The organism is Micromonospora sp. C31 (genome assembly GCF_018070575.1).
In the GTDB taxonomy this organism is placed as follows: domain Bacteria; phylum Actinomycetota; class Actinomycetes; order Mycobacteriales; family Micromonosporaceae; genus Micromonospora.
This window is the reverse complement of sequence record NZ_JAGPXN010000001.1, coordinates 582,737-598,511: the sequence shown is the minus strand read 5'-3', so window position 1 is coordinate 598,511 and position 15,775 is coordinate 582,737. Positions and strand designations below refer to the sequence as shown.

Here is a 15,775-nt window from a genome sequence, read left to right as displayed (position 1 = left end):
CCGCCACCAGTTGTGTCGAGACGACGATAAGTAGGGATTGAAGTGGCCGCCGCAGACGCGCTCGCCAACGTACGCAACATCGGCATCATGGCCCACATCGATGCCGGTAAGACCACCACCACCGAGCGGATCCTGTTCTACACCGGCATCACGTACAAGATCGGTGAGGTCCACGAGGGCGGTGCCGTCATGGACTGGATGGAGCAGGAGCAGGAGCGTGGTATCACCATCACCTCCGCTGCTACCAAGTGTGAGTGGAAGGGCCACACGATCCAGATCATCGACACGCCCGGCCACGTCGACTTCACGGTCGAGGTCGAGCGGTCGCTGCGGGTGCTGGACGGCGCGGTTGCGGTCTACGACGGCGTGGCCGGCGTGGAGCCGCAGACGGAGAACGTCTGGCGGCAGGCGGACAAGTACAACGTCCCCCGGATGTGCTTCGTCAACAAGCTCGACCGGACCGGTGCCGACTTCTTCCGCTGCGTGCAGATGATGATCGACCGGCTCAACGCCACCCCGCTGGTCCTCCAGATCCCGATCGGCGCCGAGTCCGACTTCATCGGCGTGGTCGACCTGGTCGAGATGCGGGCCCTCACCTGGCGCGGCGAGACGCAGAAGGGCGAGGACTACGCGATCGAGGACATCCCGGCCGACCTCGCCGACTCCGCCGCCGAGTGGCGCGAGAAGCTGATCGAGACGCTGGCCGACGTCGACGACGCGGTGATGGAGAAGTACCTGGAGGGCGAGGAGATCTCCGTCGAGGAGATCAAGGCCGCAATCCGCCGGGCCACCATCGACGGCAAGGCCAACCCGGTCCTCACCGGCACCGCCTTCAAGAACAAGGGCATCCAGCCGATGCTCGACGCGGTCGTCGCGTACCTGCCGTCGCCGCTGGACATCCCGGCGATCGAGGGTACGGCCACCGACGGCGAGACCCCGTTGCAGCGGAAGCCGTCCAAGTCGGAGCCGTTCTCCGGCCTCGCCTTCAAGATCCAGACGGACAAGCACCTCGGCAAGCTCACCTACGTCCGGATCTACTCCGGCACGCTCGAGTCCGGCTCCCAGGTGGTCAACTCCACCAAGGACCGCAAGGAGCGGATCGGCAAGATCTACCAGATGCACGCCAACAAGCGGGAAGAGCGCAGCTCGGCCCAGGCTGGCGACATCATCGCGGTGCAGGGCCTGAAGCAGACCACCACCGGTGACACGCTGTGCGACCCGGCGAACCCGGTCATCCTGGAGTCGATGACCTTCCCGGAGCCGGTCATCGAGGTCGCCATCGAGCCGAAGACCAAGGCCGACCAGGAGAAGCTCAGCACCGCCATCCAGCGGCTGGCCGAGGAGGACCCGACCTTCCGCGTCAAGCTGGACGACCAGACCGGCCAGACGGTCATCTCCGGCATGGGCGAGCTGCACCTGGACATCCTGGTCGACCGGATGCGCCGCGAGTTCAACGTCGAGGCCAACATCGGCAAGCCGCAGGTGGCCTACCGCGAGACCATCCGCCGCAAGGTGGACAAGGTCGAGTACACCCACAAGAAGCAGACCGGTGGTTCCGGCCAGTACGCCCGGGTGATCATCAGCCTGGAGCCGCTGCCGCTGGGCAACGACGCACCGACCTACGAGTTCGCCAACGCGGTGACCGGTGGCCGTATCCCCCGGGAGTTCATCCCGTCGGTGGACGCGGGCGCGCAGGACGCCATGCAGTACGGCATCCTCGCCGGCTTCCCGCTGGTGGGTGTCAAGCTCACGCTGCTGGACGGCCAGTACCACGAGGTCGACTCGTCGGAAATGGCATTCAAGATCGCCGGCTCGATGGTGATGAAGGAGGCGGCCCGCAAGGCCGACCCCGCGCTCCTCGAGCCGATGATGGCCGTTGAGGTCACCACTCCTGAGGAGAACATGGGTGACGTCATCGGCGACCTCAACTCCCGCCGCGGCATCATCCAGGCGATGGAGGAGCGCAGCGGCGCCCGCGTCGTCAAGGCTCTGGTGCCGTTGTCGGAGATGTTCGGCTACGTCGGCGACCTGCGGTCGAAGACCCAGGGCCGGGCTAGCTACAGCATGCAGTTCGACTCCTACGCCGAGGTTCCGTCCTCGGTCGCGAAGGAGATCATCGCCAAGGCGACGGGTGAGTGACCCTCACCTGACGTGATCGATGATCCGGGGCGGTCGCGGGAGGGTGCTCCCGCCCGCGACCACCTCGGTCGGGATGCGTGAGACCGGGCCTGTAGGCTTCATCGCCGCAGAACCCACCAAAGCTCTCCGGCCGTCAGGTCGGAAAGGCTGTCGACAGAGTCCTAAGCGCCGACCGGCGCGCCGGGGCGAACGAACCAAGAAGTCCACAGGAGGACCCAGTGGCGAAGGCGAAGTTCGAGCGGACTAAGCCGCACGTCAACATCGGCACCATTGGTCACATCGACCACGGTAAGACGACGCTGACGGCGGCCATCACCAAGGTCCTGCACGACCAGTACCCGGACCTGAACCCGTACACGCCGTTCGACGAGATCGACAAGGCGCCGGAGGAGAAGGCCCGCGGCATCACGATCTCCATCGCGCACGTCGAGTACCAGACCGAGGCGCGGCACTACGCGCACGTCGACTGCCCCGGTCACGCCGACTACATCAAGAACATGATCACCGGTGCCGCCCAGATGGACGGCGCGATCCTGGTGGTTGCGGCGACCGACGGCCCGATGCCGCAGACCCGCGAGCACGTGCTGCTGGCCCGCCAGGTCGGCGTGCCGTACATCGTCGTGGCGCTCAACAAGAGCGACATGGTCGACGACGAGGAGCTCCTGGAGCTCGTCGAGCTCGAGGTCCGTGAGCTGCTGTCGAACCAGGACTACCCGGGCGACGACCTGCCGGTCGTGCGGGTCTCCGCGCTGAAGGCCCTCGAGGGTGACCCCGAGTGGACCGGCAAGCTGCTGGACCTGATGACCGCGGTCGACACGGCGATCCCGCAGCCGGAGCGCGAGACCGAGAAGCCGTTCCTCATGCCCATCGAGGACGTCTTCACGATCACCGGTCGTGGCACGGTCGTCACCGGCCGGGCGGAGCGCGGCGTGCTCAAGCCGAACGAGGAGGTGGAGATCGTCGGCATCCGTGAGAAGTCGATGAAGACCACCTGCACCGGCATCGAGATGTTCCGCAAGCTGCTCGACGAGGCCCGCGCGGGCGAGAACGTCGGTCTGCTGCTGCGTGGCATCAAGCGCGAGGACGTCGAGCGCGGCATGGTCGTCATCAAGCCGGGCACCACGACCCCGCACACGGAGTTCGAGGCGACGGTCTACATCCTCTCCAAGGAGGAGGGCGGCCGGCACACCCCGTTCTTCCAGAACTACCGTCCGCAGTTCTACTTCCGCACCACGGACGTCACCGGTGTCGTCACCCTCCCCGAGGGCACCGAGATGGTCATGCCGGGTGACAACACCACCATGTCGGTGAAGCTGATCCAGCCCATCGCCATGGAGGAGAACCTCAAGTTCGCGATCCGCGAGGGTGGCCGCACCGTCGGCGCCGGGTTCGTCACCAAGATCGTCAAGTGAGCTAGGTAACCCCGATTAGGCCCGCCGCATGTCGTGCGGCATACTAGTCAGGTTGCGTAACGACAGTTCGCTGCCTGTGTTCGGCTTTCGCTGAACCTCCGGGTGGCAGGACGGTCGAGCGTAGGGTGGTTGGCGGCCCGTTCGCCAACCACCCTCGCACGGCGTTCAGGTCGCGGTAGTGCGATCGGCGCCCTGACCCACCGCGCGGTCAGAATCGCTCCGGAGTCCCGGGGCGGAGCTTGGCCCGAGGGCGCGACACGCCCGACCGCGGGGGTCGGCGAAGTGGGCCTGTGCCAGCCGGTACAGGCGCCCGCAACACAGCGGCATCGAGAGAAGGAACAGAAGCCACCATGGCGGGACAGAAGATCCGCATCCGGCTCAAGGCCTATGACCACGAGGTCGTCGACTCCTCGGCTCGGAAGATCGTCGAGACGGTGACGCGTACCGGGGCGCAGGTCGCGGGCCCGGTGCCGCTGCCCACGGAGATCAACCGTTTCTGCGTTATCCGCTCGCCGCACAAGTACAAGGACTCGCGCGAGCACTTCGAGATGCGCACGCACAAGCGGCTGATCGACATCATCGACCCGACCCCGAAGACGGTCGACTCGCTCATGCGCCTCGACCTGCCGGCTGGCGTCGACATCGAGATCAAGCTGTAGGGACCGGACAAATGGACAGGCAAGTCAAGGGGATCCTGGGCGCAAAGCTCGGCATGACCCAGGTCTGGGACAACAACCGTGTTGTCCCGGTGACCGTGGTCGAGGCCGGCCCGTGCGTCATCAGCCAGGTTCGTAGCGCCGACAAGGACGGTTACTCCGCGGTCCAGCTGGCGTACGGCACGATCGACCCGCGCAAGGTCAAGAAGCCGATCAGCGGGCACTACGCGAAGGCCGACGTCGCGCCGCGTCGCCACATCGTCGAGCTGCGTACCAGCGACGCCGCCGACTACTCGCTGGGCCAGGAGGTCACGGTCGAGGAGTTCCCGGCGGGCATGTCGATCGACGTGACCGGCAAGACCAAGGGCAAGGGTTACGCCGGCCCGATGAAGCGGCACGGCTTCCACGGTCTGCGCGCCAGCCACGGTGTCGAGCGCAAGCACCGCTCGCCGGGCTCCATCGGCGCCTGCGCCACCCCGGGTCGTGTCTTCAAGGGCACCCGGATGGCCGGCCGGATGGGTGGCGTGCGCTACACCGTCCAGAACCTGACCGTCCAGGCGGTCGACACCGAGAACAACCTCCTGCTCGTCCGTGGCGCCATTCCCGGCCCCAAGGGCGCGCTGGTCCTGGTCCGTACCGCGGCCAAGACCAAGGCGAAGAAGGGCGGTGCGGCCAAGTGACCACCGTTGACGTCCTCACCGTCGAAGGCTCCAGGAGCGGCTCCGTCGAGCTGCCCGCCGACATCTTCGACGTCCAGGCCAACGTCGCGCTGATGCACCAGGTCGTGGTGGCTCAGCTCGCGGCGGCCCGGCAGGGCACGCACAAGGTCAAGACCCGCGGCGAGGTCGCCGGTGGCGGCAAGAAGCCGTACAAGCAGAAGGGCACCGGTCGCGCCCGGCAGGGCTCGATCCGCGCGCCGCAGTTCGCCGGCGGTGGCGTCGTGCACGGCCCCGTGCCGCGCGACTACAGCCAGCGGACCCCGAAGAAGATGAAGGCCGCCGCCCTGCGTGGCGCCCTCTCCGACCGGGCCCGCGCCGGGCAGGTGCACGTCGTCGAGGCGTTCGTCTCGGGCGAGAAGCCGTCGACGAAGGCCGCCCTGGCCACGCTGACGAAGCTGACCGAGGCCCGCCGGGTCCTGGTCGTGCTGAGCAGCACCGACGAGCTGAACTGGGTGTCGCTGCGCAACGAGCCGCGGGTGCACCTGATCGAGGCCGGCCAGCTCAACACGTACGACGTGCTGGTGGCCGACGACGTGGTCTTCACCAAGGACGCCCTGGACGAGTTCCTGGGTGTTCCCGCCGAGACCACCGAGGAGGGTGGCAAGTGAGCACGATCGCCGATCCGCGCGACGTCATCGTGGCGCCGGTCGTCTCGGAGAAGAGCTACAGCGAGCTGAACCGCAACTGGTACACCTTCCTGGTGCACCCGGACGCGAACAAGACCGAGATCAAGATCGCTATCCAGCAGATCTTCGGTGTCCGCGTCCTGACGGTCAACACGCTCAACCGCCAGGGCAAGCGCAAGCGGACCAAGACCGGTTTCGGGCAGCGTAAGGCCACCAAGCGGGCGATCGTGAAGCTGGCTGACGGTGACCGTATCGAGGCCTTCGGCGGCCCGGTCAGCTGAGGGGTGTAGACAATGGCTATCCGTAAGTACAAGCCGACGACGCCGGGCCGGCGTGGCTCCAGCGTCGCCGACTTCGCTGAGATCACCCGGTCGACGCCCGAGAAGTCGCTGCTGGCTCCGCTGCCGAAGAAGGGCGGGCGTAACGCCCACGGCCGGATCACCACGCGGCACCACGGTGGCGGTCACAAGCGCCAGTACCGTCTGATCGACTTCAAGCGGGTCGACAAGGACGGCGTGCCGGCGAAGGTCGCCCACATCGAGTACGACCCGAACCGCACCGCGCGCATCGCGCTGCTGCACTACGCCGACGGCGAGAAGCGCTACATCATCGCGCCGAAGGACCTGAAGCAGGGCGACCGCGTCGAGTCCGGTCCGGGCGCCGACATCAAGCCGGGCAACAACCTGCCGCTGCGCAACATCCCGGTCGGTACCACGATCCACAACGTGGAGCTGCGTCCGGGTGGCGGCGCGAAGCTGGCCCGCTCGGCCGGCGTCGGCATCCAGCTGCTCGGCCGTGAGGACGTGTACGCGACCCTGCGTATGCCGTCCGGCGAGATCCGGCGGGTCGACGTCCGCTGCCGCGCCAGCATCGGCGAGATCGGCAACGCCGACCAGTCGAACATCAACTGGGGCAAGGCCGGCCGGATGCGGTGGAAGGGCAAGCGCCCGACCGTCCGTGGTGTCGCGATGAACCCGGTCGACCACCCGCACGGTGGTGGTGAGGGTAAGACCTCCGGTGGTCGCCACCCGGTCAACCCGCAGGGTAAGCCCGAGGGCCGCACCCGTCGTAAGGGCCAGCCGAGTGACCGGCTGATCGTCCGCCGCCGCTACGCCACGCGTAAGCGCGGCTGAGGGAGATAAGACATGCCTCGCAGCCTGAAGAAGGGCCCGTTCATCGACGACCACCTCCTCAAGAAGGTGGAGACGCAGAACGAGAAGGGCTCGAAGAACGTCATCAAGACCTGGTCGCGGCGCTCGACGATCATCCCGGAGATGCTGGGTCACACGATCGCCGTGCACGACGGACGCAAGCACGTCCCGGTGTTCGTGACTGAGGCGATGGTCGGGCACAAGCTCGGCGAGTTCGCGCTGACCCGCACGTTCAAGGGTCACGAGAAGGACGACCGGAAGAGCCGTCGGCGCTGACGCCGCGGGCATACGGATAGAGGAACAAGGGGTTACAGCGATGCCAGGAAAGGGCGACGCTCCGGTGCTTCCGGGCGCGCGGGCGGTTGCGCGGCACGTGCGCATCTCGCCGATGAAGGCGCGCCGGGTGGTCAACCTCGTCCGCGGCCTGCCCGCGAAGGAGGCGCTCACGGTGCTGCAGTTCGCGCCGCAGGCTGCGAGCGAGCAGGTGTACAAGGTGCTCGCGAGCGCCATCGCCAACGCGGAGAACAACGAGCGGCTGGACCCCGACGCGCTGCTCGTCAGCGAGGCGTACGTCGACGAGGGCCCGACCATGAAGCGGTTCCAGCCGCGGGCGCAGGGCCGGGCGTACCGGATCCGCAAGCGCACCTGCCACATCACCGTCGCGGTCGAGGCGGTGGCGCCGGCCGCGCCGAAGAAGGCGGCCGCGAAGAAGTCGGCCCCGGCGAAGCAGGCGGAGCCGGCCGAGACGCAGAGCAAGACGGAGGGCGCCGAGTAATGGGTCAGAAGGTTCACCCGCACGGGTTCCGGCTCGGCATCTCGACCGACTGGAAGTCCCGCTGGTTCGCGGACAAGCTCTACAAGGACTACATCGGCGAGGACGTCAAGATCCGCCGCATGATGTCCAAGGGCCTCGAGCGCGCCGGGATCTCCAAGGTCGACATCGAGCGCACCCGGGACCGGGTCCGGGTCGACATCCACACCGCCCGGCCGGGCATCGTCATCGGCCGTAAGGGTGCGGAGGCCGACCGGATCCGCGGCGAGCTCGAGAAGCTGACCGGCAAGCAGGTCCAGCTGAACATCATCGAGGTGAAGAACCCCGAGTCGGACGCGCAGCTCGTCGCACAGGGTGTGGCCGAGCAGCTCTCCAGCCGGGTCAGCTTCCGTCGGGCGATGCGCAAGGCCATGCAGTCCGCGATGAAGAACCCGGTCTGCAAGGGCATCCGGGTCCAGGTCTCGGGTCGTCTCGGCGGCGCCGAGATGAGCCGGACCGAGTTCTACCGCGAGGGCCGGGTCCCGCTGCACACGCTGCGGGCCAACATCGAGTACGGCTTCTTCGAGGCCCGTACGAGCTTCGGCCGGATCGGCGTGAAGGTCTGGATCTACAAGGGCGACGCGGTACCGGGTCGGGAGACCCCGGCCGAGGCGCCGTCGCGCCCGCGCCGTGACCGTGGCGACCGTCCGGAGCGGCCGCGCCGTGGTCGGTCCGGCTCGTCCGGCACGACCGCCGGCGGGACCGAGGCCGGCAGGGCCGCCGCCGCGACGACCATCGCGCAGCAGGCCGAGACGCCGAGTGGTGACGCGGTGGATCCCGCCGCCGTCGCCGCCGCGGCAGAAACGCAGCAGGAGGGCTGACAGATGCTGATGCCGCGCAAGCCCCCGAAGGGCTTCCGCAAGCCGCACCACCCGGACCGCAGTGGCGCGTCCAAGGGTGGTAACCGGGTGGTGTTCGGCGAGTTCGGGATCCAGGCTCTCGAGCCGGCGTACGTGACCAACCGCCAGATCGAGTCGGCGCGTATCGCGATGACCCGCCACATCAAGCGTGGTGGCAAGGTCTGGATCACGATCTTCCCGGACCAGGCCCTCACCAAGAAGCCGGCCGAGACCCGGATGGGTTCCGGTAAGGGTTCGCCCGAGTGGTGGGTCGCCAACGTCAAGCCGGGGCGGGTTCTCTTCGAGATGTCCTTCCCCAACGAGCAGATCGCGCGAGAGGCGATGCGTCGCGCGATCCACAAGCTCCCGATGAAGTGCCGCATTGTTACGCGCGAAGTGGGTGAATCCTGATGGCAGCGGGCGTTAAGGCCTCCGAGCTGCGTGAGCTCTCCGAGGAGGAGCTGGTCACGAAGCTGCGCGAGGCCAAGGCGGAGCTGTTCAACCTCCGCGTGCAGGCCGCGACCGGCCAGCTGGACAACAACCGGCGGTTGCAGGTCATCCGTCGGGAGATCGCCCGGATCTACACGATCATGCGTGAGCGCGAGCTGGGTCTCTCGGCCGCGCCGACTGAGGTGACTGCATCATGAGCGAGAACACCACCACCGCCGCCGCGCGGGCCCGCCGCAAGGTGCGTGAGGGCCTCGTGGTCAGCGACAAGATGGAAAAGACCGTCGTCGTCGAGGTCGAGGACCGGGTCAAGCACGCGCTGTACGGCAAGATCATGCGCCGTACCCGCAAGTTGAAGGTGCACGACGAGCAGAACACCGCCGGCATCGGCGACCGGGTCATGATCATGGAGACCCGGCCGCTGTCCGCCACGAAGCGGTGGCGGCTCGTGGAGATCCTGGAAAAGGCCAAGTAGCGAAGGCTCGAGCTCGCCCGGCGTCAGTCGGGCGCGGGTTCCGCCAGGCTCCGGCCGCCGTGCGCGGCCGGAGAACCGGCAGACATAGGAGATAGACGTGATTCAGCAGGAGTCGCGACTGCGCGTCGCCGACAACACGGGTGCCCGGGAGATCCTGTGCATCCGGGTTCTCGGTGGCTCGGGTCGGCGCTACGCGAGCATCGGCGACGTCATCGTGGCCACCGTCAAGGACGCGATCCCCGGTGCCGGTGTGAAGAAGGGCGACGTCGTCAAGGCTGTCGTCGTTCGCACCGCCAAGGAGAGGCGGCGGCCGGACGGTTCGTACATCCGCTTCGACGAGAACGCCGCCGTCATCATCAAGGACGGTGGAGACCCGCGCGGTACCCGTATCTTCGGCCCGGTGGGCCGGGAGCTGCGGGACAAGCGGTTCATGAAGATCATCTCTCTCGCGCCGGAGGTGTTGTGACCGTGAAGGTCAAGAAGGGCGACACGGTCGTCGTCATCGCCGGCAAGGACAAGGGTGCCAAGGGTAAGGTCATCGCGGCCTACCCGCGGCAGGACAAGGTCCTGGTCGAGGGCGTGAACCGGGTCAAGAAGCACACCCGCATCAGCACCACCCAGCGTGGCGCCAAGACCGGTGGCATCGTCACCCAGGAGGCCCCGATCCACGTCTCGAACGTGCAGGTCCTGGACTCCGACGGCAAGCCGACCCGCGTCGGTTACCGGATCGACGAAAACGGCCAGAAGGTCCGCATCGCGCGTAGCACCGGTAAGGACCTGTGATGACCACGGCTACCGAAACCAAGACCATGCCGCGCCTCAAGGAGCGGTACCGCAACGAGATCGTGGCGAAGCTGCAGGAGCAGCACAACTTCGGCAACCCCATGCAGGTGCCGCGGCTGGTCAAGATCGTCGTCAACATGGGTGTCGGCGAGGCCGCCCGGGACGCCAAGCTGATCGACGGCGCCGTCCGGGACCTGGCCACGATCACCGGCCAGAAGCCGCAGGTGCGGCGGGCGACCAAGTCCATCGCGCAGTTCAAGCTCCGCGAGGGCATGCCGATCGGCGCGAAGGTGACCCTCCGCGGCGACCGGATGTGGGAGTTCCTGGACCGGCTGTTGTCGATCGCGCTGCCGCGTATCCGTGACTTCCGTGGTCTGGACGGGCGCAAGCTCGACGGGCACGGCAACTACACGTTCGGTCTGACCGAGCAGTCGGTGTTCCACGAGATCGACCAGGACAAGATCGATCGGCAGCGGGGCATGGACATCACGGTGGTCACGACCGCCACGACCGACGACGAGGGCCGGGCGCTGCTCAAGCTCCTGGGCTTCCCGTTCAAGGAGAACTGAGATGGCCAAGAAGGCGCTGATCCACAAGGCGGCCGCGAAGCCGAAGTTCTCGGTTCGCGCGTACACCCGCTGCCAGCGGTGCGGGCGTCCCAAGGCGGTCTACCGCAAGTTCGGTCTCTGCCGGGTCTGCATCCGGGAGATGGCCCACCGCGGTGAGCTGCCGGGCGTTTCCAAGGCTTCCTGGTAAGGGCGACCGCGTCCCGGCCGTCGCGCCGGGACCCCTTGCACCGATCACGTATTGCTCTTCGCCGTAGGCCCGGGGCGGAAGGCCCCGGGAACCCCGGCGAGAAAGGCTGACGAAATCCATGACGATGACCGACCCGATCGCAGACATGCTCACGCGTCTGCGTAACGCCAACCAGGCGTACCACGACCGGGTGACGATGCCCTACTCGAAGATCAAGGCGAACATCGCCGAGGTCCTCAAGTCCGAGGGCTACATCGCCACCTGGTCGGTCGAGGAGCCCGAGGAGGGCGCCGTCGGCAAGCGACTGGTCGTCGAGCTGAAGTACGGCCAGAACCGGGAGCGGAGCCTGGCCGGCATCAAGCGAGTGTCCAAGCCCGGTCTGCGGGTTTACGCCAAGTCGGACGGGCTCCCGCGGGTGCTCGGCGGGCTGGGCGTGGCGATCATTTCGACGTCCCAGGGGCTGCTCACCGACCGGCAGGCCCGCAAGCGGAGCGTTGGCGGGGAAGTCCTCGCCTTCGTCTGGTAACGGGAGACAGGTAGAAATGTCGCGTATTGGACGTAAGTCGATCCCGGTGCCAGCCGGCGTCGACATCACGATCGACGGGCAGACCGTCAAGGTCAAGGGCCCCAAGGGCGAGCTCACGCACACCCTGGCCGAGCCGATCACGATCGACCGGGCCGAGGACGGGCAGCTGAACGTCAACCGCCCGAACGACGAGCGCAAGGCCAAGGAGCTGCACGGCCTCAGCCGTACCCTGGTCGCCAACATGATCGTCGGCGTCACCGAGGGCTACCGCAAGAGCCTGGAGATCGCCGGCACCGGTTACCGGGTGACCGCCAAGGGCAAGGACCTGGAGTTCGCGCTCGGGTTCTCGCACCCGGTGCACGTGGTGGCGCCGGACGGCATCACCTTCACGGTGGAGAGGCCGACGCTGTTCCACGTGGCCGGCATCGACAAGCAGCTCGTCGGTGAGGTTGCCGCCAACATCCGGAAGATCCGCCCGCCGGAGCCCTACAAGGGCAAGGGCGTGAAGTACCAGGGCGAGGTCATCCGCCGCAAGGCTGGAAAGGCAGGTAAGAAGTGAGCGCCACGCTGCTCAAGCGCCGCCGCGGCGTCGCCGCCAAGCGTGCCGTCGGGCGTGCGCGCCGGCACTTCCGGGTCCGCAAGAACATCAGCGGCACCGCCGAGCGTCCCCGCCTCGTGGTCACCCGTTCCCTGCGGCACATCGTCGCCCAGATCGTGGACGACACCAAGGGTCACACCCTGGCGTCGGCCTCGACCCTGGACGCCTCGCTGCGCGGTACGGAGGGCGACAAGAGCGCCCTGGCCGGCAAGGTCGGCGCGCTGCTCGCCGAGCGGGCCAAGGCCGCCGGCGTCGCCAAGGTCGTCTTCGACCGCGGTGGCAACCGGTACGCGGGGCGGGTCGCCGCGCTTGCCGACGCCGCCCGCGAAGCCGGGCTCGAGTTCTAGAAACCCCGTCACGAGAGAGAAGGAAGGCTGCTGATGCCAGGTCAACAGCGCCGTGGCGGCGGGTCCGGTGGCAACGAGGGTGGTCGCCGCGACAACCGCCGTGAGGGCGGCCGCGGAAACGCGCCCGTCGAGAAGACCCCGCACCTCGAGCGGGTCGTCGCGATCAACCGCGTCGCCAAGGTCGTGAAGGGTGGTCGTCGCTTCAGCTTCACCGCCCTGGTGATCGTGGGCGACGGCGACGGCACCGTCGGTGTGGGCTACGGAAAGGCCAAGGAGGTGCCCGCGGCGATCGCCAAGGGCGTCGAGGAGGCCAAGAAGCACTTCTTCAAGGTGCCGCGGATCGCCGCCTCCATCCCGCACCCGGTGACGGGTGAGGCCGCGGCCGGTGTGGTGCTGCTCAAGCCGGCTTCCGCCGGTACGGGTGTCATCGCCGGTGGTCCGGTGCGTGCCGTGCTGGAGTGCGCGGGTATCCACGACGTGCTCTCCAAGAGCCTCGGTTCGTCGAACCCGATCAACATCGTGCACGCCACCGTGGCGGCGCTGAAGGGGCTCGAGTCCCCCGAGGCCGTCGCCGCCCGTCGTGGCCTGCCGGTCGAGGACGTCGCGCCGGCCGCCATGCTGGCGTCGCGGGCGGGGGTGGCATCCTGATGGCTCGCCTGAAGGTCACCCAGGTCCGGTCCGGTATCGGGACCAAGCAGAACCAGCGTGACTCGCTGCGTTCGCTCGGTCTCAAGCGGATCAACGACGTGGTGGTCAAGGAGGACCGTCCGGAGATCCGCGGCATGATCTTCACGGTCAACCACCTCGTGAAGGTCGAGGAGGTCGAGTAATGACGATCAAGGTCCACCACCTGCGCCCGGCGCCCGGTGCCAAGACCGCGAAGACCCGCGTGGGTCGCGGTGAGGGTTCCAAGGGCAAGACCGCCGGTCGCGGTACCAAGGGCTCCAAGGCCCGCAAGAACATCTCGGCGGCGTTCGAGGGTGGGCAGATGCCCATCCACATGCGCCTGCCGAAGATGAAGGGCTTCAAGAACAGGTTCAAGGTGGTCTTCCAGGTGGTCAACCTGGACCGGCTCGCCGAACTGTTCCCGAACGGCGGCCAGGTCGGCCCGCTCGAGCTGGTCGAGGCCGGCGCGGTCCGCAAGGGCCACCCGGTCAAGGTCCTCGGCACCGGGGACCTGGGTGGGGTCGCCCTCCAGGTGTCGGCGCACGCGTTCAGCGCGTCGGCCAAGGAGAAGATCGCCGCCGCCGGTGGCTCGGTCACCGAGCTGTAAGGGCGGTACACCCGTGGCGCCCGCTCAGTTGTCGCAACTGGGCGGGCGCCATGGTCTACCTGGCATGTGTGCGCCGGGTAATATCGGATTCGGTTTATGTAGCCGGGCGCATCTGCCCGGAGAGGGATCGGGCTGTTAGAGTCCCTTCCCAGCCATGGATATCGGGCACTCGCCCGGCAACCACCCACCCGCCAGGGATGACCGGCGGCCCGCCTCGCGCAGGAGGAAGAAGTTGCTGTCCGCCTTTCTCAGTGCGTTCCGTACGCCTGACCTGCGCAACAAGCTGCTGTTCACAGTAGGCATCATCGCGGTCTACCGGCTCGGGGCGACGCTGCCCAGCCCGGGCGTCTCGTACGGCAACGTCCAGAAGTGCCTCGACGCCATCGGAACCGGCGGCTCCACCGGCGTGAACCTGCTCAACCTCTTCTCCGGCGGGGCGCTGCTGCAGCTCTCGGTCTTCGCGCTGGGCATCATGCCCTACATCACCGCGTCGATCATCCTGCAGCTGCTGACCGTGGTGATTCCCCGGCTGGAGCAGCTCCGCAAGGAGGGCCAGTCCGGCCAGGCGAAGATCACCCAGTACACCCGCTACCTGACCCTGGGCCTGGGTGTCCTCCAGGCGTCGGCGTTCGTGGCGCTGGCCCGCTCGGGGCAGCTCTTCAACAACCAGTGCGACCAGTTCCCGATCATCCCCGAGGGGACCGGGATCCCGGACTGGCTGACGCTCAGCCTCCTGGTCATGACGATGACCGCCGGCACCGGCGTGGTGATGTGGCTCGGTGAGCTGATCACCGACCGGGGCGTCGGCAACGGCATGTCCGTTCTGATCTTCACCTCGATCGCCGCCCGGCTTCCCAGCGAGGGCTGGAACATCAAGCAGAGCCAGGGCTGGGCCAAGTTCGCCCTGGTCATCGCCCTGGTCCTGGTGGTCATCACCGCGGTCACCTTCATCGAGCAGTCGCAGCGCCGGATCCCGGTGCAGTACGCCAAGCGCATGATCGGCCGGCGGATGTACGGCGGCACCTCGACCTACATCCCGCTGAAGGTCAACCAGGCGGGTGTCATCCCGGTCATCTTCGGCTCGTCGCTGCTCTACCTGCCGCAGCTGGCGCTGGACTTCTTCGACCCGAACGACCCGGGCAAGACCCAGACGTGGATCCAGAACAACCTGGTCGACCCGACCAGCCCGATCTACATCGCGGTCTACTTCCTGCTGATCATCTTCTTCACGTACTTCTACGTCTCGATCACGTTCAACCCGACCGAGGTCGCGGACAACATGAAGAAGTACGGCGGCTTCGTGCCGGGCATCCGCCCCGGCAAGCCGACCGCCGACTACCTCGACTTCATCCTGAGCCGGATCACGCTGCCGGGCGCCCTCTACCTGGCCATCATCTCGATCCTGCCGAACTTCTTCTTCATCTGGCTGGACAAGCAGCAGTACCTGAACTTCCCGTTCGGCGGCACCGCTGTGCTGATCATGGTTGGCGTCGGTCTGGAGACCACGAAGCAGATCGAGAGCCAACTCATGCAGCGGAACTACGAAGGGTTCCTGCGGTAGATGAGACTCGTTCTGGTTGGCCCGCCGGGTGCGGGCAAGGGCACGCAGGCCGAGTTCATCGCCGCGCACCTCTCGGTCCCGAAGATCTCGACCGGCGACATCTTCCGGTCGAACGTCTCGCAGGGCACCCCGCTCGGCGTCGAGGCGAAGCGCTACATGGACGCCGGCGAGCTGGTGCCCGACGAGGTCACCATCAACATGGTGCGGAGCCGGCTCGCCGAGCCGGACGCCTCCGAGGGCTTCCTGCTCGACGGCTTCCCGCGGACCACGCCGCAGGCCGCCGCGCTGGACAAGCTCCTCGCCGACCTGGGCACGGCGCTGGACCTGGTGCTGGAGCTGGTCGTCGACGACGACGAGGTGATCCGGCGGCTCTCCGGCCGGCGTACGTGCCGGGGCTGCGGCAAGATCTGGCACGTCGAGTTCGACCCCACCTCGCGTAAGGGCATCTGCGACCGGTGCGGCGCCGAGCTGTTCCAGCGCGACGACGACAAGCCGGAGACCATCGCCACCCGCCTGCGGGAGTACGCGGACAAGACCGCGCCGCTGGTCGACTACTACGGCGCCCAGGGCAAGCTGGTGGGCATCGACGCCACCGGCCCGGTGGAGGACGTCACGGTCCGCGCCATCGACGCCCTGCGCTCGTACGGCGGTTGACG

25 protein-coding genes are annotated in these 15,775 nt (G+C 67.5%); all 25 read left to right on the top strand.

Annotation, left to right across the window (positions count from 1 at the left end; genetic code table 11):
* Nucleotides 1–42: 42 nt before the first annotated feature.
* The 25 genes from fusA to KBX06_RS02650 all read left to right on the top strand — a co-directional run bounded on the left by fusA (nt 43) and on the right by KBX06_RS02650 (nt 15,773).
* Entirely contained in the window at nt 43–2,139 is a 2,097-nt protein-coding gene (gene fusA, locus KBX06_RS02770; RefSeq protein WP_210832546.1) for an elongation factor G, read from the top strand.
* A gap of 218 nt (nt 2,140–2,357) precedes the next feature.
* Nucleotides 2,358–3,551: an elongation factor Tu gene (gene tuf / locus KBX06_RS02765; protein WP_210832545.1), complete on the top strand. Its 1,194-nt coding sequence runs from the start codon at nt 2,358–2,360 to the stop codon at nt 3,549–3,551.
* 350 nt (nt 3,552–3,901) lie between these two features.
* Nucleotides 3,902–4,210: a 30S ribosomal protein S10 gene (gene rpsJ / locus KBX06_RS02760; RefSeq protein ID WP_007073037.1), complete on the top strand. Its 309-nt coding sequence runs from the start codon at nt 3,902–3,904 to the stop codon at nt 4,208–4,210.
* 11 nt (nt 4,211–4,221) lie between these two features.
* The gene (rplC, locus tag KBX06_RS02755) at nt 4,222–4,887 is read left to right on the top strand and encodes a 50S ribosomal protein L3 (RefSeq protein ID WP_101412801.1); all 666 of its coding nucleotides are present in this window, start codon (nt 4,222–4,224) and stop codon (nt 4,885–4,887) included.
* Entirely contained in the window at nt 4,884–5,534 is a 651-nt protein-coding gene (gene rplD / locus KBX06_RS02750; protein ID WP_210832544.1) for a 50S ribosomal protein L4, read from the top strand. The genes rplC and rplD overlap by 4 nt, the downstream gene beginning before the upstream one ends.
* Nucleotides 5,531–5,833 carry a 50S ribosomal protein L23 gene (gene rplW, locus KBX06_RS02745; RefSeq protein ID WP_210832543.1) on the top strand — a complete coding sequence of 101 codons (303 nt, stop codon included), beginning with the start codon at nt 5,531–5,533 and terminating at the stop codon, nt 5,831–5,833. The genes rplD and rplW overlap by 4 nt, the downstream gene beginning before the upstream one ends.
* A 12-nt stretch (nt 5,834–5,845) precedes the next feature.
* Nucleotides 5,846–6,685, top strand: a complete 840-nt coding sequence (gene rplB, locus KBX06_RS02740; RefSeq protein ID WP_210832542.1) for a 50S ribosomal protein L2 — start codon at nt 5,846–5,848, stop codon at nt 6,683–6,685.
* A 12-nt stretch (nt 6,686–6,697) separates the two neighbouring features.
* Nucleotides 6,698–6,979 carry a 30S ribosomal protein S19 gene (gene rpsS / locus KBX06_RS02735; protein WP_013735950.1) on the top strand — a complete coding sequence of 94 codons (282 nt, stop codon included), beginning with the start codon at nt 6,698–6,700 and terminating at the stop codon, nt 6,977–6,979.
* A gap of 40 nt (nt 6,980–7,019) precedes the next feature.
* Complete coding sequence (rplV, locus tag KBX06_RS02730; RefSeq protein ID WP_210832541.1) at nt 7,020–7,478, top strand: 50S ribosomal protein L22; 459 nt, start codon at nt 7,020–7,022, stop codon at nt 7,476–7,478.
* A complete protein-coding gene (gene rpsC / locus KBX06_RS02725; protein ID WP_088998355.1) occupies nt 7,478–8,335 on the top strand; it encodes a 30S ribosomal protein S3 in 858 nt (285 codons plus the stop codon). Before rplV ends, rpsC begins: the two co-directional genes overlap by 1 nt.
* Nucleotides 8,336–8,338: 3 nt before the next feature.
* The gene (rplP, locus tag KBX06_RS02720) at nt 8,339–8,764 is read left to right on the top strand and encodes a 50S ribosomal protein L16 (RefSeq protein ID WP_007465292.1); all 426 of its coding nucleotides are present in this window, start codon (nt 8,339–8,341) and stop codon (nt 8,762–8,764) included.
* Nucleotides 8,764–9,000, top strand: coding sequence for a 50S ribosomal protein L29 (rpmC, locus tag KBX06_RS02715; RefSeq protein WP_007073028.1), 237 nt, complete (start codon nt 8,764–8,766; stop codon nt 8,998–9,000). The genes rplP and rpmC overlap by 1 nt, the downstream gene beginning before the upstream one ends.
* Nucleotides 8,997–9,275 (top strand): 30S ribosomal protein S17, encoded by a 279-nt coding sequence (rpsQ, locus tag KBX06_RS02710; protein ID WP_210832540.1) that lies wholly within the window; start codon nt 8,997–8,999, stop codon nt 9,273–9,275. The genes rpmC and rpsQ overlap by 4 nt, the downstream gene beginning before the upstream one ends.
* Nucleotides 9,276–9,372: 97 nt before the next feature.
* A complete protein-coding gene (gene rplN, locus KBX06_RS02705) occupies nt 9,373–9,741 on the top strand; it encodes a 50S ribosomal protein L14 (RefSeq protein WP_007465279.1) in 369 nt (122 codons plus the stop codon).
* Nucleotides 9,738–10,058: a 50S ribosomal protein L24 gene (gene rplX, locus KBX06_RS02700; RefSeq protein ID WP_172896341.1), complete on the top strand. Its 321-nt coding sequence runs from the start codon at nt 9,738–9,740 to the stop codon at nt 10,056–10,058. Before rplN ends, rplX begins: the two co-directional genes overlap by 4 nt.
* Entirely contained in the window at nt 10,058–10,627 is a 570-nt protein-coding gene (gene rplE / locus KBX06_RS02695) for a 50S ribosomal protein L5 (RefSeq protein WP_043965524.1), read from the top strand. The genes rplX and rplE overlap by 1 nt, the downstream gene beginning before the upstream one ends.
* A 1-nt stretch (nt 10,628) precedes the next feature.
* A complete protein-coding gene (locus tag KBX06_RS02690) occupies nt 10,629–10,814 on the top strand; it encodes a type Z 30S ribosomal protein S14 (RefSeq protein ID WP_088998358.1) in 186 nt (61 codons plus the stop codon).
* Between the two features lie 118 nt (nt 10,815–10,932).
* Complete coding sequence (gene rpsH / locus KBX06_RS02685) at nt 10,933–11,340, top strand: 30S ribosomal protein S8 (RefSeq protein ID WP_018784557.1); 408 nt, start codon at nt 10,933–10,935, stop codon at nt 11,338–11,340.
* A gap of 16 nt (nt 11,341–11,356) precedes the next feature.
* The gene (rplF, locus tag KBX06_RS02680) at nt 11,357–11,899 is read left to right on the top strand and encodes a 50S ribosomal protein L6 (protein ID WP_210832539.1); all 543 of its coding nucleotides are present in this window, start codon (nt 11,357–11,359) and stop codon (nt 11,897–11,899) included.
* An 8-nt stretch (nt 11,900–11,907) separates the two neighbouring features.
* Nucleotides 11,908–12,285 (top strand): 50S ribosomal protein L18, encoded by a 378-nt coding sequence (gene rplR, locus KBX06_RS02675; RefSeq protein WP_247685147.1) that lies wholly within the window; start codon nt 11,908–11,910, stop codon nt 12,283–12,285.
* Between the two features lie 33 nt (nt 12,286–12,318).
* Nucleotides 12,319–12,933, top strand: coding sequence for a 30S ribosomal protein S5 (gene rpsE, locus KBX06_RS02670; protein WP_132230907.1), 615 nt, complete (start codon nt 12,319–12,321; stop codon nt 12,931–12,933).
* The gene (gene rpmD / locus KBX06_RS02665; protein ID WP_074314584.1) at nt 12,933–13,115 is read left to right on the top strand and encodes a 50S ribosomal protein L30; all 183 of its coding nucleotides are present in this window, start codon (nt 12,933–12,935) and stop codon (nt 13,113–13,115) included. The genes rpsE and rpmD overlap by 1 nt, the downstream gene beginning before the upstream one ends.
* Nucleotides 13,115–13,558, top strand: a complete 444-nt coding sequence (rplO, locus tag KBX06_RS02660) for a 50S ribosomal protein L15 (protein ID WP_210832537.1) — start codon at nt 13,115–13,117, stop codon at nt 13,556–13,558. Before rpmD ends, rplO begins: the two co-directional genes overlap by 1 nt.
* Before the next feature lie 232 nt (nt 13,559–13,790).
* Nucleotides 13,791–15,119 (top strand): preprotein translocase subunit SecY, encoded by a 1,329-nt coding sequence (gene secY / locus KBX06_RS02655; protein ID WP_210832536.1) that lies wholly within the window; start codon nt 13,791–13,793, stop codon nt 15,117–15,119.
* Nucleotides 15,120–15,773 (top strand): adenylate kinase, encoded by a 654-nt coding sequence (locus KBX06_RS02650; protein ID WP_210832535.1) that lies wholly within the window; start codon nt 15,120–15,122, stop codon nt 15,771–15,773.
* The last annotated feature ends 2 nt before the right edge of the window (nt 15,774–15,775 follow it).